10 protein-coding genes are annotated in these 13,078 nt (G+C 72.5%); 3 read left to right on the top strand and 7 right to left on the bottom strand.

Annotated features, from left to right (window positions below):
- Positions 1 to 3: 3 nt before the first annotated feature.
- Complete coding sequence (cysK, locus tag ABIB53_RS05175) at positions 4 to 933, bottom strand: cysteine synthase A (RefSeq protein WP_229300404.1); 930 nt, start codon at positions 931 to 933, stop codon at positions 4 to 6.
- 231 nt (positions 934 to 1,164) lie between these two features.
- On the opposite strand from cysK, the gene ABIB53_RS05170 reads away from it, so the two are divergent.
- Positions 1,165 to 4,890 carry a (Fe-S)-binding protein gene (locus tag ABIB53_RS05170; RefSeq protein ID WP_354587389.1) on the top strand — a complete coding sequence of 1,242 codons (3,726 nt, stop codon included), beginning with the start codon at positions 1,165 to 1,167 and terminating at the stop codon, positions 4,888 to 4,890.
- Positions 4,891 to 4,987: 97 nt separating this feature from the next.
- Positions 4,988 to 5,683, top strand: a complete 696-nt coding sequence (locus tag ABIB53_RS05165) for an MOSC domain-containing protein (RefSeq protein ID WP_354587931.1) — start codon at positions 4,988 to 4,990, stop codon at positions 5,681 to 5,683.
- Positions 5,684 to 5,698: 15 nt separating this feature from the next.
- Here ABIB53_RS05165 and ABIB53_RS05160 read toward each other — a convergent pair whose 3' ends face one another.
- The 6 genes from ABIB53_RS05160 to ABIB53_RS05135 all read right to left on the bottom strand — a co-directional run bounded on the left by ABIB53_RS05160 (position 5,699) and on the right by ABIB53_RS05135 (position 11,617).
- The gene (locus ABIB53_RS05160) at positions 5,699 to 6,694 is read right to left on the bottom strand and encodes an enoyl-CoA hydratase/isomerase family protein (protein WP_354587388.1); all 996 of its coding nucleotides are present in this window, start codon (positions 6,692 to 6,694) and stop codon (positions 5,699 to 5,701) included.
- Positions 6,691 to 7,617: an ABC transporter substrate-binding protein gene (locus tag ABIB53_RS05155; protein ID WP_123091479.1), complete on the bottom strand. Its 927-nt coding sequence runs from the start codon at positions 7,615 to 7,617 to the stop codon at positions 6,691 to 6,693. Before ABIB53_RS05155 ends, ABIB53_RS05160 begins: the two co-directional genes overlap by 4 nt.
- Entirely contained in the window at positions 7,614 to 8,360 is a 747-nt protein-coding gene (locus tag ABIB53_RS05150) for an ABC transporter permease (protein ID WP_123091480.1), read from the bottom strand. The genes ABIB53_RS05155 and ABIB53_RS05150 overlap by 4 nt, the downstream gene beginning before the upstream one ends.
- Entirely contained in the window at positions 8,357 to 9,007 is a 651-nt protein-coding gene (locus tag ABIB53_RS05145) for an ABC transporter permease (RefSeq protein WP_068272559.1), read from the bottom strand. Before ABIB53_RS05145 ends, ABIB53_RS05150 begins: the two co-directional genes overlap by 4 nt.
- Positions 8,982 to 10,106 carry an ABC transporter ATP-binding protein gene (locus ABIB53_RS05140; protein WP_354587387.1) on the bottom strand — a complete coding sequence of 375 codons (1,125 nt, stop codon included), beginning with the start codon at positions 10,104 to 10,106 and terminating at the stop codon, positions 8,982 to 8,984. The genes ABIB53_RS05145 and ABIB53_RS05140 overlap by 26 nt, the downstream gene beginning before the upstream one ends.
- Before the next feature lie 83 nt (positions 10,107 to 10,189).
- Positions 10,190 to 11,617, bottom strand: coding sequence for an amidase (locus ABIB53_RS05135; protein WP_354587386.1), 1,428 nt, complete (start codon positions 11,615 to 11,617; stop codon positions 10,190 to 10,192).
- 33 nt (positions 11,618 to 11,650) lie between these two features.
- Here ABIB53_RS05135 and ABIB53_RS05130 point away from each other — a divergent pair, with 33 nt between their 5' ends.
- Positions 11,651 to 13,072 carry an MFS transporter gene (locus ABIB53_RS05130; protein ID WP_354587930.1) on the top strand — a complete coding sequence of 474 codons (1,422 nt, stop codon included), beginning with the start codon at positions 11,651 to 11,653 and terminating at the stop codon, positions 13,070 to 13,072.
- The last annotated feature ends 6 nt before the right edge of the window (positions 13,073 to 13,078 follow it).

Below are 13,078 nucleotides of genomic sequence, written 5' to 3'. Positions count from 1 at the left end.
GGGTCAGTCGAGCAGATCCGAGAAGAGGATCGTCGACAGGTATCGCTCGCCGAAGCTGGGGATGATGACGACGATGGTCTTGCCGGCGTTCTCCGGGCGCTTCGCGAGCTGGTCGGCCGCGGCGAGGGCGGCACCGGAGGAGATGCCGACGAGCAGGCCCTCGTCGGTGGCGGCCTTGCGGGCCCACTCGACGGAGGTCTCGGCGTTGATGTCGATGACCTCGTCGTAGACCTCGGTGTCGAGGATCTCGGGGACGAAGTTCGCGCCGATGCCCTGGATCTTGTGCGGGCCGGGCTGGCCGCCGTTGAGGATGGCGGACTCCTCGGGCTCGACCGCGACGATCTGCACGCCGGGCTTGCGCTCCTTGAGGACCTGACCGACACCGGTGATGGTGCCTCCGGTGCCGATGCCCGCGACGACGATGTCGACCTGACCGTCGGTGTCGGCCCAGATCTCCTCGGCCGTCGTGCGGCGGTGGATCTCGGGGTTGGCCTCGTTGGCGAACTGGCGGGCGAGGACGGCGCCCTCGCGCTCCGCGGCGACCTCGTTGGCCTTCTCCACCGCGCCCTTCATGCCCTTCGGGCCCTCGGTGAGGATGAGCTCGGCGCCGTACGCGCGCAGGAGCGCGCGACGCTCCTTGCTCATCGTCTCGGGCATCGTCAGCACGACGTCGTAGCCACGGGCGGCGCCGACCATCGCCAGCGCGATACCGGTGTTGCCGGAGGTGGCCTCGACGATGGTGCCGCCGGGCTTGAGCTGACCGGACGCCTCCGCGGCGTCGACGATCGCGACGCCGATGCGGTCCTTGACCGAGCTCGCGGGGTTGTAGAACTCCAGCTTCGCCGCGACGGTCGCGTCGCTGCTGATGATCCGGTTGATCTTCACCAGCGGGGTGCGGCCGATGAGCTTGGTGACGTCGTCGTAGATGGGCACGGCGGTCCTTCCGGGAGGGGTCGGTGATGCTCGTCGCCATAACGAACATCGCGTTATGGCTATTCCAACACCCTGTTATTGATCGCGACAACCTGGTCCGGCCCCCAAGACTGCGGCACGGCAGGCCGTCGGCGTCGAGCCCCGAGCCGGCCGACGCCGGCCACGCCGGGGGCGGCGAGCAAGGTCACAGCCGGGGCGACGAGCCCGTTACCCGCCCGTAGGATTCGCGACATGTCCGCTCTGGAGATCGTCGCCCTCGTCATCGGGCTGACCGTGACCGTCGTCGGGTGGGCCATGCTGGCCCGCGCCGTGCGGCACTTCGTCAGCACCTTCAAGCTCGGCCAGCCCGACTCGAGCCGCACGGACCGCCCCGCGGTCCGCACGACGACGCTCTTCCGGGAGTTCCTCGGGCACACCCGCATGGCCCGTCTGCCGGTCGTGGCGATCGCCCACTGGGTGACGATGCTCTCCTTCGGGATCCTCTTCCTCACCCTCGTCCAGGCCACCTTCCAGCTGGCCGACCCCCACTTCGTGCTCCCGCTCATCGGGCACTTCTGGCCCTACGAGTGGGTCACCGAGCTCTTCGCCGTCGGCGGTCTCGTCGGCATCGTCGCGCTCATCGCGATCCGCCAGAAGAACCACCCGCGCTCGGCGGCGGGCGAGGACGGCCGCCGCTCGCGCTTCTACGGCTCGACCTTCTGGCAGGCGTACTACGTCGAGGCGACGATCCTCGGCGTCGCGCTGTGCATCACCCTGCTGCGCGGTCTCGAGTACGCGCTCCTGCGCAGCACGGGCGAGGCCGAGCAGGCCACGCTGCTGCACTTCCCGCTCACCGCATGGTTCGGCGCGATCTTCGGCGGTCTGTCCGTCGGGGCGCTCGAGGCGGCGATCGTCGTCGTCGCGCTCGTCAAGCTGCTCATCTCCTACGCGTGGATGATCACCGTCTCGCTCAACCCGACGATGGGCGTCGCCTGGCACCGCTTCCTCGCGTTCTTCAACATCTACTTCAAGCGGCACGCGGACGGCGCGACCTCGCTCGGGGCGCTCCAGCCGATGACGGTGGGCGGCAAGCCCTTCTCCATGGAGGTCATGGAGGAGATGGAGGAGACCGAGGACGAGATCAGCCTCGGCGTCGGCAAGGTCGAGGACTTCACGTGGAAGGGCCTGCTCGACTTCTCCACGTGCACGGAGTGCGGTCGCTGCCAGAGCCAGTGCCCCGCGTGGAACACCGACAAGCCGCTCTCGCCGAAGATGCTCATGATGACGCTGCGTGATCACGCGCACGCCAAGGCCCCCTTCGTCGCCGCCGCCCGCGACGTCTCCGGGATCATCTCGAGCGGCTCGGCCAGCCCGCAGACCGCGAAGGGGGCGATCCCCGCCTCGGCCTTCGCCACCGGGCCGGACGAGACGGCCACCGACGGTGGATCGGTAGCCACGGCGACCGCGATCGACTGGGACGCGATGTCGCTCGTCGGCCAGACCGGCTACGACGTCGACAACCCGCTGTCGGCCTACAACCCGCACGGGCCCGACGCCGTCATCGACGAGGACGTCCTGTGGTCGTGCACGACGTGCGGCGCCTGCGTCGAGCAGTGCCCCGTCGACATCGAGCACGTCGACCACATCGTCGACATGCGCCGCTACCAGAACCTCATCGAGTCGGCCTTCCCGAGCGAGCTCGGCGGCCTCTTCAAGAAGCTCGAGAGCAAGGGCAACCCGTGGGGCATGGGCGCGAAGGCGCGCATGGACTGGGCCAAGGACTTGCCCTTCACGGTCAAGGTGCTCGGCGAGGACGTCGAGTCCGCCGACGAGGTCGACTACCTCTTCTGGGTCGGCTGCGCCGGCGCCTACGAGGACCGCGCGAAGAAGACGACGCGCGCCGTGGCCGAGCTCTTCGACATCGCCGGGGTGGACTTCGCCGTCCTCGGCAACGGCGAGACGTGCACCGGTGACTCCGCCCGCCGCGCGGGCAACGAGGTCCTCTTCCAGATGCTCGCCGAGCAGAACGTCGCGACGCTCGACGAGGTCGGCGCGACGAAGATCGTCGTCACCTGCGCCCACTGCTTCAACACCATCAAGAACGAGTACCCCCAGCTCGGCGGCACCTACGAGGTGCTCCACCACACCCAGCTGCTCAACCGTCTCGTCCGGGAGAAGAAGCTCGCCCCGGTGCGCCGCCCGAGCGCCCCGGAGAAGTCGAGCCTGAAGAACGTCGCCTCCACGGGCACGACCGTGACCTACCACGACCCGTGCTACCTCGGTCGGCACAACCAGGTGTACGCCCCGCCGCGGGAGCTCATCGGGGCCCTGCCCGGTGTCGAGCTGCGCGAGATGGAGCGCACCAAGGAGAAGTCCTTCTGCTGCGGCGCCGGTGGCGCGCGCATGTGGATGGAGGAGCAGCTCGGCTCGCGGATCAACCTCAACCGCACGGAGGAGGCCATCGCGACCGGCGCCGAGCGCATCGCCGTCGGCTGCCCCTTCTGCCGCGTCATGCTCAGCGACGGCCTGACGGCCAAGCAGTCCGAGGGCGCGAGCGAGGACATCGAGGTCGTCGACATCGCCCAGATGCTCCTCGCCTCGGTCCGTGAGGCCCCGGAGACGACGGGGACGACCGAGTCGCAGGAGCAGGCGCAGGCCGAGCCCAAGACGGCCGTGCCCGCCCCGCAGGACGGCCAGGACGCGAAGGGGGCGACCCCCGAGCCCCCGAGCGCGGCCGAGACCGCCGCCACGGCTGCGGCCGTCGAGGAGGCCGGCGAGGACCCGGAGGCGGTCGAGGGTCGCGAGACCGTCGCCGACCAGAACTCCGCCCCGTCGTGGGAGTCCGAGGGTGCCGCGTCGGCCAATGCCGCTCCGTCCTGGGAGAGCGAGACCCCGCAGGCCGCCCCGGCCGAGACGAAGGAGGAGCCGGCCACGGCTCCCTCCGACGCTGCGGCCGCCAACGCCGCACCGTCGTGGGAGTCCGAGGGCGCCGCATCGGCCAACGCCGCACCGTCGTGGGAGTCCGAGGGCGCCGCGTCGGCCAACGCCGCTCCGTCCTGGGAGTCCGAGACCCCGCAGGCCGCCCCGACCGAGGCGAAGGACGAGCCGGCCACGGCGCAGTCCGACGCTGCGGCAGCGAACACCGCACCGTCGTGGGAGACCGAGACCCCGCAGGCCGCCCCGACCGAGGCGAAGGACGAGCCGGCCACGGCACCGTCCGACGCTGCGGCAGCGAACGCCGCACCGTCGTGGGAGACCAGCTCGCCCGCCCCCACCGGCGGGGGCGAGCCGGAGTCCCCGGCCGCAGGTGAGGCCAAGGAGCCCGAGGTCGGCGGTCAGGAGACCGTCACCGGCTCCGAGGAGCCCACCCAGGGCGAGGTCACCCCGGCCGAGCCCGCGGCGGACCAGCCCTCCCCTGCGAGTGACCAGGCCGCGGCCAACGCCGCCCCCTCATGGGAGACCGAGGTCGCCTCGGCGAACGCCGCGCCGTCCTGGGAGACCTCCTCCCCCGCCCCGGCCGCCCAGCCCGAGCCCGAGCCGGAGTCCCCGGCCGCGGGCGAGGCCACGGAGCCCGAGGTCAGCGGTCAGGAGACCGTCACCGGCTCCGAGGAGCCCACCCAGGGCGAGGTCACCCCGACCGAGCCGGCGTCAGATGCGCCGACCCCGGCCGGTGACACGGCGTCGGACGGCGACCTCGCGGCGCAGAACGCCGCCCCGTCCTGGGAGACCTCCTCCCCCGCCCCGGCCGCCCAGCCCGAGCCCGAGCCGGAGTCCCCGGCCGCGGGCGAGGCCACGGAGCCCGAGGTCGGCGGTCAGGAGACCGTCACCGGCTCCGAGGAGCCCACCCAGGACGAGGTCACCCCGACCGAGCCCGCGGCGGACACCCCTTCGCCCGCTGAGCCGTCCGCCACGGCCACGTCCGAGGACACCGATCTCGACGACCTGCGCCAGCAGAACGCGAAGCCCTCCTGGGAGTGACCACCCGATGACGAAGGGGGACTCGCGGATCGGCGGGTCCCCCTTCGTCATGTCTGCGACCCGGCCGGCCGGCACCCGATAGCGTCGTCGGGTGCCCATGACCCTGCGCAGCATCCGTCGCTACCCGGTGAAGTCAATGGGCGGCGAAGACCTGGAGCACGTCGACGTCGACCGACGAGGCCTCGTCGGGGATCGCTGGTACGCGGTGGTCGACGACGACGGCAAGCTCGCGTCGGGCAAGAGCAGCCGCCGCTTCCGCCGGCGCGACGCGGTCTTCGAGCACCGGGCCACCACGCGGTCCGACGGCACCGTCGAGGTGTCGTGGGGTGGTGGGTCCGCGTCGGCCGAAGACCCGGTCCTCGATGCTCACCTCAGCGAGGCGATGGGGGCGATGGTCCGGGTGCTCCCCGAGACGAGCACCCCGCACTTCGACTCGGGTCACGTCTCCCTCGTCGGGACCGCCACCCTCGCCTGGTGCGAGGAGCGCTGGGGGGTGGCCGCCGACCCGCGTCGGCTCCGCGCCAACCTCGTCGTCGAGACGGACGAGCCCTTCGTCGAGGACGACTGGGTCGGCCGCCCGGTCGCCGTCGGCGAGGTCACCCTCGTCGTGGCCGAGCGGATCCCCCGGTGCCGCATGATCGACATCGACCAGGACGGGGCGATCGCGCCCGGCGACGGATGGCTCAAGCGCCTGGCCGCCGAGCGCGAGACGTGCGCAGCCGTCTACCTCGACGTCGAGCGCGGCGGGGTGCTGCGGGTCGGCGACGAGGTCGTCGTCGGCCCGCTCGGGTGAGCGCGCGGGTCCTCGTCAGCCGAGGTAGGCGGCGACCTGCTCGGGGGTGACGTCCTCGACCCGCTCGTGCTGCCAGTGGGGGGTGCGGTCCTTGTCGACGAGCTGGGCGCGGACCCCTTCGGCGAAGTCGGAGCCGTCGAGCATCGCCGCGGCGAGGGCCGCGTCGGCGTCGAGCACCTCGGCGAGCGAGCCCGCCGACGCCGCGCGGCGCAGGTGCGCCAGGGTGATGGCGACGGCGAGCGGAGATCGCGACCGGATGACCTGCGCAGCCTCATGTGCCGCCTCGACGCCGCTCTGCTCGAGCCGGGCGACGACTGCCGAGGCGTCGTCGCCCGCGTAGCACGCGCGGGTCCAGCTGCGCTGCGCGTCGAGCGACGACGCGACCTCGCCCGTCGCCGGGACCTCGACGGGCGCTCCGTCGGCGATCGAGGCCAGCAGCCCCACCACCTCACCGGAGTCGACGACGACGTCGGCGAGCCCGAGCACGACGGCGTCCGGCCCGTCGAAGGTGGCGCCCGTCAGAGCCACGTGCGTGCCAAGCTCGTCGGGCGAGCGCGACAGGCGGTAGGTCGCGCCGACGTCGGGGAAGAAGCCGATCCCCGTCTCGGGCATGGCCATCCGCGTGCGCTCGGTGACGAGCCGCAGGTCGGCGTTCATCCCAAGCCCCACGCCGCCGCCCATCGTGATGCCGTCCATGACGGCGACGACGGGCTTGGCGTACTCGGCGAGGGCCAGGTCGACCGCGTACTCCTGCGCGAAGAAGGCGGCCGCGTCGTGGCCGTCGAGGTGGGCCTGACGCACCGCGCGGACGTCGCCCCCCGCGCAGAACCCCCGCTCCCCCGCCCCGACGAGCGCGACCGCGTGCACCGCGTCGTCGTCACGCCACCGGTCGAGCACCTCGGTGACCGACTGCATCATCGACAGGTCGAGCGCGTTGATCGCGCGCGGCCGGTTGAGCGTGATGACGCCGAGGACACCTCGGACCTGCGTGAGGACCGAGGGCTCGCTCACGCGAGACCCTGCTCCTCGAGGAAGGCCTGCGCGACGTCCTTCGGGTCCTCCTTGTCGATGTCCGTGCGCTTGAGCAGGTCCGCGACGACCTCGGTCGTCAGCTTCTCCGAGACCGCGTTGAGCGTCTCGGCGACGGCCTCCTCCTGGTCCTTGCGCACGAGCGGCACGATGTTCTGGCTGCCGTAAAGCTTCTTGTCGTCCTCGAGCACGACGAAGTCGTTCTCGGCGATCGAGGGGTCGGTGCTGAAGATGTTCGCCGCGTCGACCTGGCCGTTCTTCAGCGCCTGCACCGTGGCCTGACCGGGCTTGAGCGGCCGGAAGCTGCCGAAGGTGATGTCGTAGGTCTTCTTCAGCCCGGGGATGCCCTGCGCGCGGCTCTTGAACTCCGGCGGCGCGGCGAGGGTGAGGTCACCGGCGATCGGCTGGAGGTCCGAGACCTTCGTCAGCGACTTGCTGTCCGCGGTCTCCTTGGTGACGACGATGGAGTCGTTGTCCTCGGCGGCCGACTTGTCGAGGACGGCGAGGGTGTCGGGCAGGGCGGCCTCGAGCGCCTCGTAGGTCTTCTCCGGGTCGGTCTCGGCGAAGTCCTTGTCGTAGTACAGGGCGAGCGCGCCGGTGTACTCGGGCACGACCTGGACCGAGCCCTCCTCGAGCGCCTTGAGGTAGACCTCGCGGGCGCCGATGCCGGTCTTCGTCGAGGCGTCGACGCCCTTGGCCTTGAGGGCCCCGGCGTAGATCTCGGCGAGCAGGATCGACTCGGAGAAGTCGGCGGAGCCGACGACGACGCTGCCCGAGCCGCCGCCGCCCTCCTGCGAGGTGGACGAGCTGGCCAGCGGGTCGTCCCCGCCGCCGCAGGCGGCGAGTCCGGTCAGGGCCGCGAGGCCGGTGAGGGCGAGGGCCGATCGGCGGGTCACGGTGCTCATGCGATGTCTCCTGTGGTGGGTGCCGTCGAGCGGCGAAGGGGGGTGCGCCGATGGGTGGCGCGGGTGGGGTCGGCCCGAAGGCCTGGTGAGACGACGAGCCGGCCGACGCTCGAGGCGACGAGGTCGAGCAGCACGGCGAGGAGGGCGACGAGGACGGCGCCCCCGGCGGTCTGCGCGTAGTCCTGGACGGCGAGGCCGTCGATGATGAAGCGGCCGAGACCGCCGAGGCCGACGTAGGCGGCGATGGTCGCCGTGGCGACGACCTGGAGCAGCGCGGAGCGCAGCCCGGACAGCATGAGCGGCAGCGCGCAGGGGATCTCGACCTGGCGCAGCACCTGCCCGGAGGACAGGCCGACCCCCTTCGCCGCGTCGCGGGCAGCCGGGTCGACGGCCTCGACACCGGCGTAGGTGCCCGAGAGCAGCGGGGGCACGGCGAGCAGGACGAGCACGATGACGCTCGGCAGGAGGAAGTACAGCTCACCGCTCAGCCGCGGTCCGAGCCACAGCACGAGCGCGAAGAGCAGACCGAGGGTCGGCACAGCGCGCAGCGCGTTGGCCAGCGACACGAGCCACCGGCCGCGGCCGGTGTGCCCGACCCACAGACCGAGCGGGATCGCGATGGCAGCCGCGAGGACGAGGACGATCGCCGTGTACATGAGGTGCTCGAGCAGACGGGCCCCGATGCCGCCGTCACCCTGCCAGGACGACGCGCTCGTCAGCCACTCGATGATCGAGGAGGTCATGCGCGCGCCCCCTTCGTGCTCTGGCGCCAGGGGGTGAGCAGTCGCTCGGCGAGACGGATGATCGCGTCGAAGAGCAGGGCGAGCACGACGCAGCCCAGCACGCCAGCCACGAGCTCGCCGCCGATGGCGCGGTTGAAGCCGTCGACGAGGAGGTCGCCGAGCTGGGAGACGCCGACGAGCGAGGCGACGCTGACGATGCTCACGTTGCTCACCGCGGCGACGCGCAACCCTGCGGCGATGACCGGCACGGCGAGCGGCAGCTCGACGGAGAGCAGCCGGCGCACCCGGCCGTAGCCGATCGCGGTCGCCGCCTGGGTCGCCTCGGCGGGCACGGAGTCGAGCCCGTCGACGACGGTGCGCACGAGGAGGGCGATCGTGTAGATCGTCATCGCGACGACGACGTTGACCGGCGAGAGGATGCTCGTGCCGAGCAGCAGCGGCATGAGGACGAAGAGGGCCAGGGACGGGATCGTGTAGAGCAGCCCGGAGCCGGTGAGCGCGACCGCGCGCAGCCAGGACAGCCGGTGGGCGAGCCAGCCGAGGACGAGCGAGATGGCCAGACCGATGATCAGGGGCAGCCCGGCGAGCCAGGTGTGCCGCAGCGCGAGCCGGGCGATGTCGTCAGGATGCTCGAGGATCCACTCCATCGTCGCCTCCCTCGGGACGCTCCTGCTCCTCGATGACGCGGACGACCTCGGGCGCCCGGCACGTGCCGACGAGCACGCCGTCGGCGTCGACGACGACACCGCGCCGGCTCGGCGAGGACAGCGCCGCGTCGAGCGCGGAGCGCAACGAGCCGCCCTCGCGGGCGAGCGTGCCGCCGAGCGCGAGGTCGGCCTCGACGAAGGAGTCGCCGAGACGCTCGGGCTGCACCCAGCCGAGCGGGCGCGACTCCTCGTCGACGACGAGGGCCCAGCCGCCGACGCCGACCCGGCGGGCCGCGTCGCCGGAGTCGCCGAGGACGACGCTCGCCTCGTCGTGCAGCGGGATGCGGGCCCCGTCGAAGCCGAGCGCGCGGTAGCCGCGGTCCTTGCCGAGGAAGTCGGCGACGAAGGCGTCGGCCGGGTGGGTGAGCAGCTGGTGGGGCGTGGCGAGCTGGGCGATCTGCCCGCCGACGCGCAGCACCGCGATGTGGTCGCCGAGCTTGATCGCCTCGTCGATGTCGTGGGTGACGAGGACGATGGTCTTGCCGAGCTCGTCCTGCAGCCGCAGGAACTCCTCCTGCAGCTGCTCGCGCACGACCGGGTCGACGGCGGAGAAGGGCTCGTCCATGAGCATGACGGGCGGGTCCGCGGCCAGGGCGCGGGCGACACCGACACGCTGCTGCTGGCCGCCCGAGAGCTGGCTGGGGTAGCGCTTGGCCAGCGCGGCGTCGAGGCCGACGAGCTCCATGAGCTCACGAGCGCGGCTCAGCGACTGACGCTTGTCCTGCCCGAGGAGCATCGGCACCGTCGCGATGTTGCGCTCGATGGTGCGGTGCGGGAAGAGACCGCCGTGCTGGATGACGTAGCCGATGCCGCGGCGCAGCTCGGCGGCGTCCATCGACATGATGTCGGCGTCGCCGACCGTGATCGTCCCGCTCGTCGGGTCGATCATGCGGTTGATCATCCGCAGCGTCGTCGTCTTGCCGCAGCCGGACGGCCCGACGAGGACGGTGATCTTGCCGGTCGGGGCGACGAGGCTGAGGTCGTCGACCGCGGTGGTGCCGTCCGGGTACTGCTTGGTGACTCCGTCGAGCCGGATCATCTGGGGCCTCCTGCCCTTGGCTCGCCAAACTTAACCGAGGACCACCGACAGCGCCGCGCACATGTCGAGGCTCTTTGCCCAGGTCAGTCCTGGATCCGGGCGAAGGGCCGAGCGGCCTCGAGCTCGAGGGCGAGCTCGAGGAGCAGGCGGTCCGCGCCCCGCCGTGCCTGGACCATGACGCCGACGGGCGTGCCGTCCTCGGTGCGCCCGAGCGGCAGCGAGATCGCAGGTGCCCCGGTGACGTTGTGCAGGGGCGTGAAGCCGACGTACGCGGAGACCCGCTCGAGATGGGTCTCGAAGTCGAGGTCGGCCGCGAGGTAGCCGATCGGCGGGGTCGTGTGCGTGAGCACCGGGCTGACGACGACGTCGACGTCGCCGAAGGTGCGGTCGTAGACAGCACCGGCCGCGGCGACGCGAGCCAGCACGTACGGCGTCTGCCAGATCCTGCGGGCGAAGCGGCGCGACAGCCCGAGGGTGAAGGGGTCGAGCCGGTCGCGGTCGAAGCCCGCGCCGAACATCCGCGGCCCGTTCCGGTGGATCCCGAAGGCGAGCATCGACCAGTAGTGGAGGAAGTCCTCCTTGAAGCGCAGCGGCACCGCGGCGTCGTAGTCCTCGACGTCGTGCCCGAGCCCGGCGAGCAGCTCGCCGGTCGCGCGCACCGCGGCCGCCGTGGGGGCGTCGGTCGCGGGTGCGAGCGGGCTGTCGACGAGCACCCCGACGCGCAGCCGTCGCTCGACCGGCCCCTCGACGAGCCCGACCGGCTCGAGCGAGCGCGGGGGGCGGTGCCGCTCGGCGGCGGCGAGGTAGCGCGCCGTGTCGCGCACGGTGCGGGTGAGCACGCCGTCGACGACGATCGGGACGGGCATCCCCTTCGTCGTCTCGTCGCCGGCCAGCCGGCCGCGGGTCGTCTTGAGACCGACGAGACCGCACGCGGCGGCGGGGATGCGGATCGAGCCGCCGCCGTCGTTGCCGTGGGCGAAGGGAAGCGCCCCGGACGCGACGAGCGCGGCGGTGCCCCCGGACGAGCCGCCGGCCGACAGCGACGTGTCCCAGGGGTTGCGGGTGACGTCGGCGATGCGCTCGGTCGTCGCGGTCCAGCCGAAGGGAGGGCACGTCGTCTGCACGACGGGGACGGCCCCGGTAGAGAGCAGCTGCGTCGCGACGTCGCCGTCCCGGCTGCTGCGACGCTCGGGGACCGCGTCGGACCCCATCCGCAGGGGCAGACCGGCGGCGACGACGTTCTCCTTGATCGCCGTCGGCACGCCGTGGAAGGCGCCCGGCCCGCCGGCCCCGACCGCGTCGGCGCGGCGACGGGCGCGCTCGTCGTCCCACTCGGCCACGGCGCCGAGCACCTCGACCGAGCGGATGCGCGCGACCGCGGCGTCGACCGCCTCGCGCGGGCTGATCTCGCCGGCGCGCACGCGCGCGGCCACCCCGGTCGCGTCGTCGTCGCGCAGTGCGTCGTCGGCGAAGGCGTGGACGCGGGTCTGGGTCGCGGACGTCGTCGTCATGACCACCACGTTACCCGCGGGTAGGAGCGCATGATGGTCGTCGTGACCGAACCCTCCCCCGAGCTCGTCAGCCGCACGTCGGCGCAGGGACGGCTCGCGCTCACCGCCGTGACCCTGGGCTCGGGCATCGCCCTGCTCGACGGGACGATCGTCGGCATCGCGCTGCCGACGATCGGGCGCGACCTCGGCAGCAGCCTCTCCGGCCTGCAGTGGGTCAACAACGGCTACGTCCTCGCGCTCGCCTCGCTCATCCTGCTCGGCGGCAGCCTCGGCGACCGGCTCGGCCGGCGCCGGGTCTACCTCGTCGGCGTCGTGTGGTTCGCCCTGGCCTCCCTGGGCTGCGCGCTCGCCTGGTCGACCGAGTCGCTCGTCGTCGGGCGGGTCGTCCAGGGCGTCGGCGCCGCGCTGCTCACCCCGGGCGCGCTCGCGATCATCCAGTCGAGCTTCCGCCCCGAGGACAGGGCGCGGGCGATCGGCACCTGGGCCGGCGTCTCAGGCATCGCGACCGCGATCGGCCCCTTCCTCGGCGGATGGGTGCTCGACCACCTCAGCTGGCACTGGCTCTTCGCCATCAACGTGCCCCTGTGCGTCCTCGTCGTCGTGCTCACCCTGCGGGCGGTGCCGGAGAGCCGGGACGTCTCGGTGACCGGCGGCTTCGACGTCGCCGGGACCGTGTGCGGTGCGGTGGCGCTCGGGGCGACGACCTGGCTGCTCATCAGCGGGCCCGAGGCGAGCGCCGCCCTCGTGCTCGTCGGGCTCGTCGTCGCGGTCGGGTCGGCCGCTGGCTTCGTCGTCGCCGAGCGCCGTGCCGCCCAGCCGCTCGTCCCCTTCGGCCTCTTCGCATCACGGGTCTTCGCGACGGCGAACCTCATGACCTTCCTCGTCTACGGGGCGCTCGGCGCCATCATGTTCGTCCTCGTCGTGCAGCTGCAGACCTCCGCCGGGTGGTCGCCCCTCGAGTCCGGTCTGGCGACCCTGCCGGTCACGGTGCTCCTGCTCGTGCTCTCACCACGCATGGCCGAGCTCGCGCAGCACACCGGTCCTCGCCTGCCGATGTCCCTCGGGCCGCTCCTGTGCGCCGTCGGCGTCCTCGTCCTGTCGGCGATCGGGCCGGGCGCCGGCTGGGGTCTCGTCCTCGGCGGGATGGTCGTCTTCGCCCTCGGCCTGGCCACGCTCGTCTCCCCGCTCACCGCGGCCGTGCTCGCGGCGGCACCGGACCGCCTCGCCGGGTCGGCCAGCGGCATCAACAACGCGGTCGCGCGCACCGGCACGCTGCTCGCGGTCGCGGCCATCCCCCCGCTCGTCGGGCTGTCCGGCGACGACTACACGGACCCGACGGCGATGACTCAGGGCTACCGGCTGGCGACCTTCGTCGTCGCGGGGCTGCTCCTCGCCGGCGGCCTCGTGTCGTGGTTCGGCCTGGCCGGCACCCGCGGCACGACGACGCAGCGCTGACTCCCC

Source organism: Janibacter sp. UYMM211 (genome assembly GCF_040547045.1).
In the GTDB taxonomy this organism is placed as follows: Bacteria; Actinomycetota; Actinomycetes; order Actinomycetales; family Dermatophilaceae; genus Marihabitans; species Marihabitans melonis.
The sequence above is the reverse complement of the archived record's forward strand: the minus strand, read 5'-3'. Positions and strand labels throughout refer to the sequence as shown.

Bases quoted from the DNA above. Each gene is read 5' to 3' on its own strand.
- ABIB53_RS05170 (WP_354587389.1), top strand. From the start codon at position 1,165: ATGTCCGCTCTGGAGATCGTCGCCCTCGTCATCGGGCTGACCGTGACC.
- ABIB53_RS05165 (WP_354587931.1), top strand. From the start codon at position 4,988: ATGACCCTGCGCAGCATCCGTCGCTACCCGGTGAAGTCAATGGGCGGC.
- ABIB53_RS05155 (WP_123091479.1), bottom strand. From the start codon at position 7,617: ATGAGCACCGTGACCCGCCGATCGGCCCTCGCCCTCACCGGCCTCGCG.
- ABIB53_RS05150 (WP_123091480.1), bottom strand. From the start codon at position 8,360: ATGACCTCCTCGATCATCGAGTGGCTGACGAGCGCGTCGTCCTGGCAG.
- ABIB53_RS05145 (WP_068272559.1), bottom strand. From the start codon at position 9,007: ATGGAGTGGATCCTCGAGCATCCTGACGACATCGCCCGGCTCGCGCTG.
- ABIB53_RS05140 (WP_354587387.1), bottom strand. From the start codon at position 10,106: ATGATCCGGCTCGACGGAGTCACCAAGCAGTACCCGGACGGCACCACC.
- ABIB53_RS05135 (WP_354587386.1), bottom strand. From the start codon at position 11,617: ATGACGACGACGTCCGCGACCCAGACCCGCGTCCACGCCTTCGCCGAC.
- ABIB53_RS05130 (WP_354587930.1), top strand. From the start codon at position 11,651: ATGGTCGTCGTGACCGAACCCTCCCCCGAGCTCGTCAGCCGCACGTCG.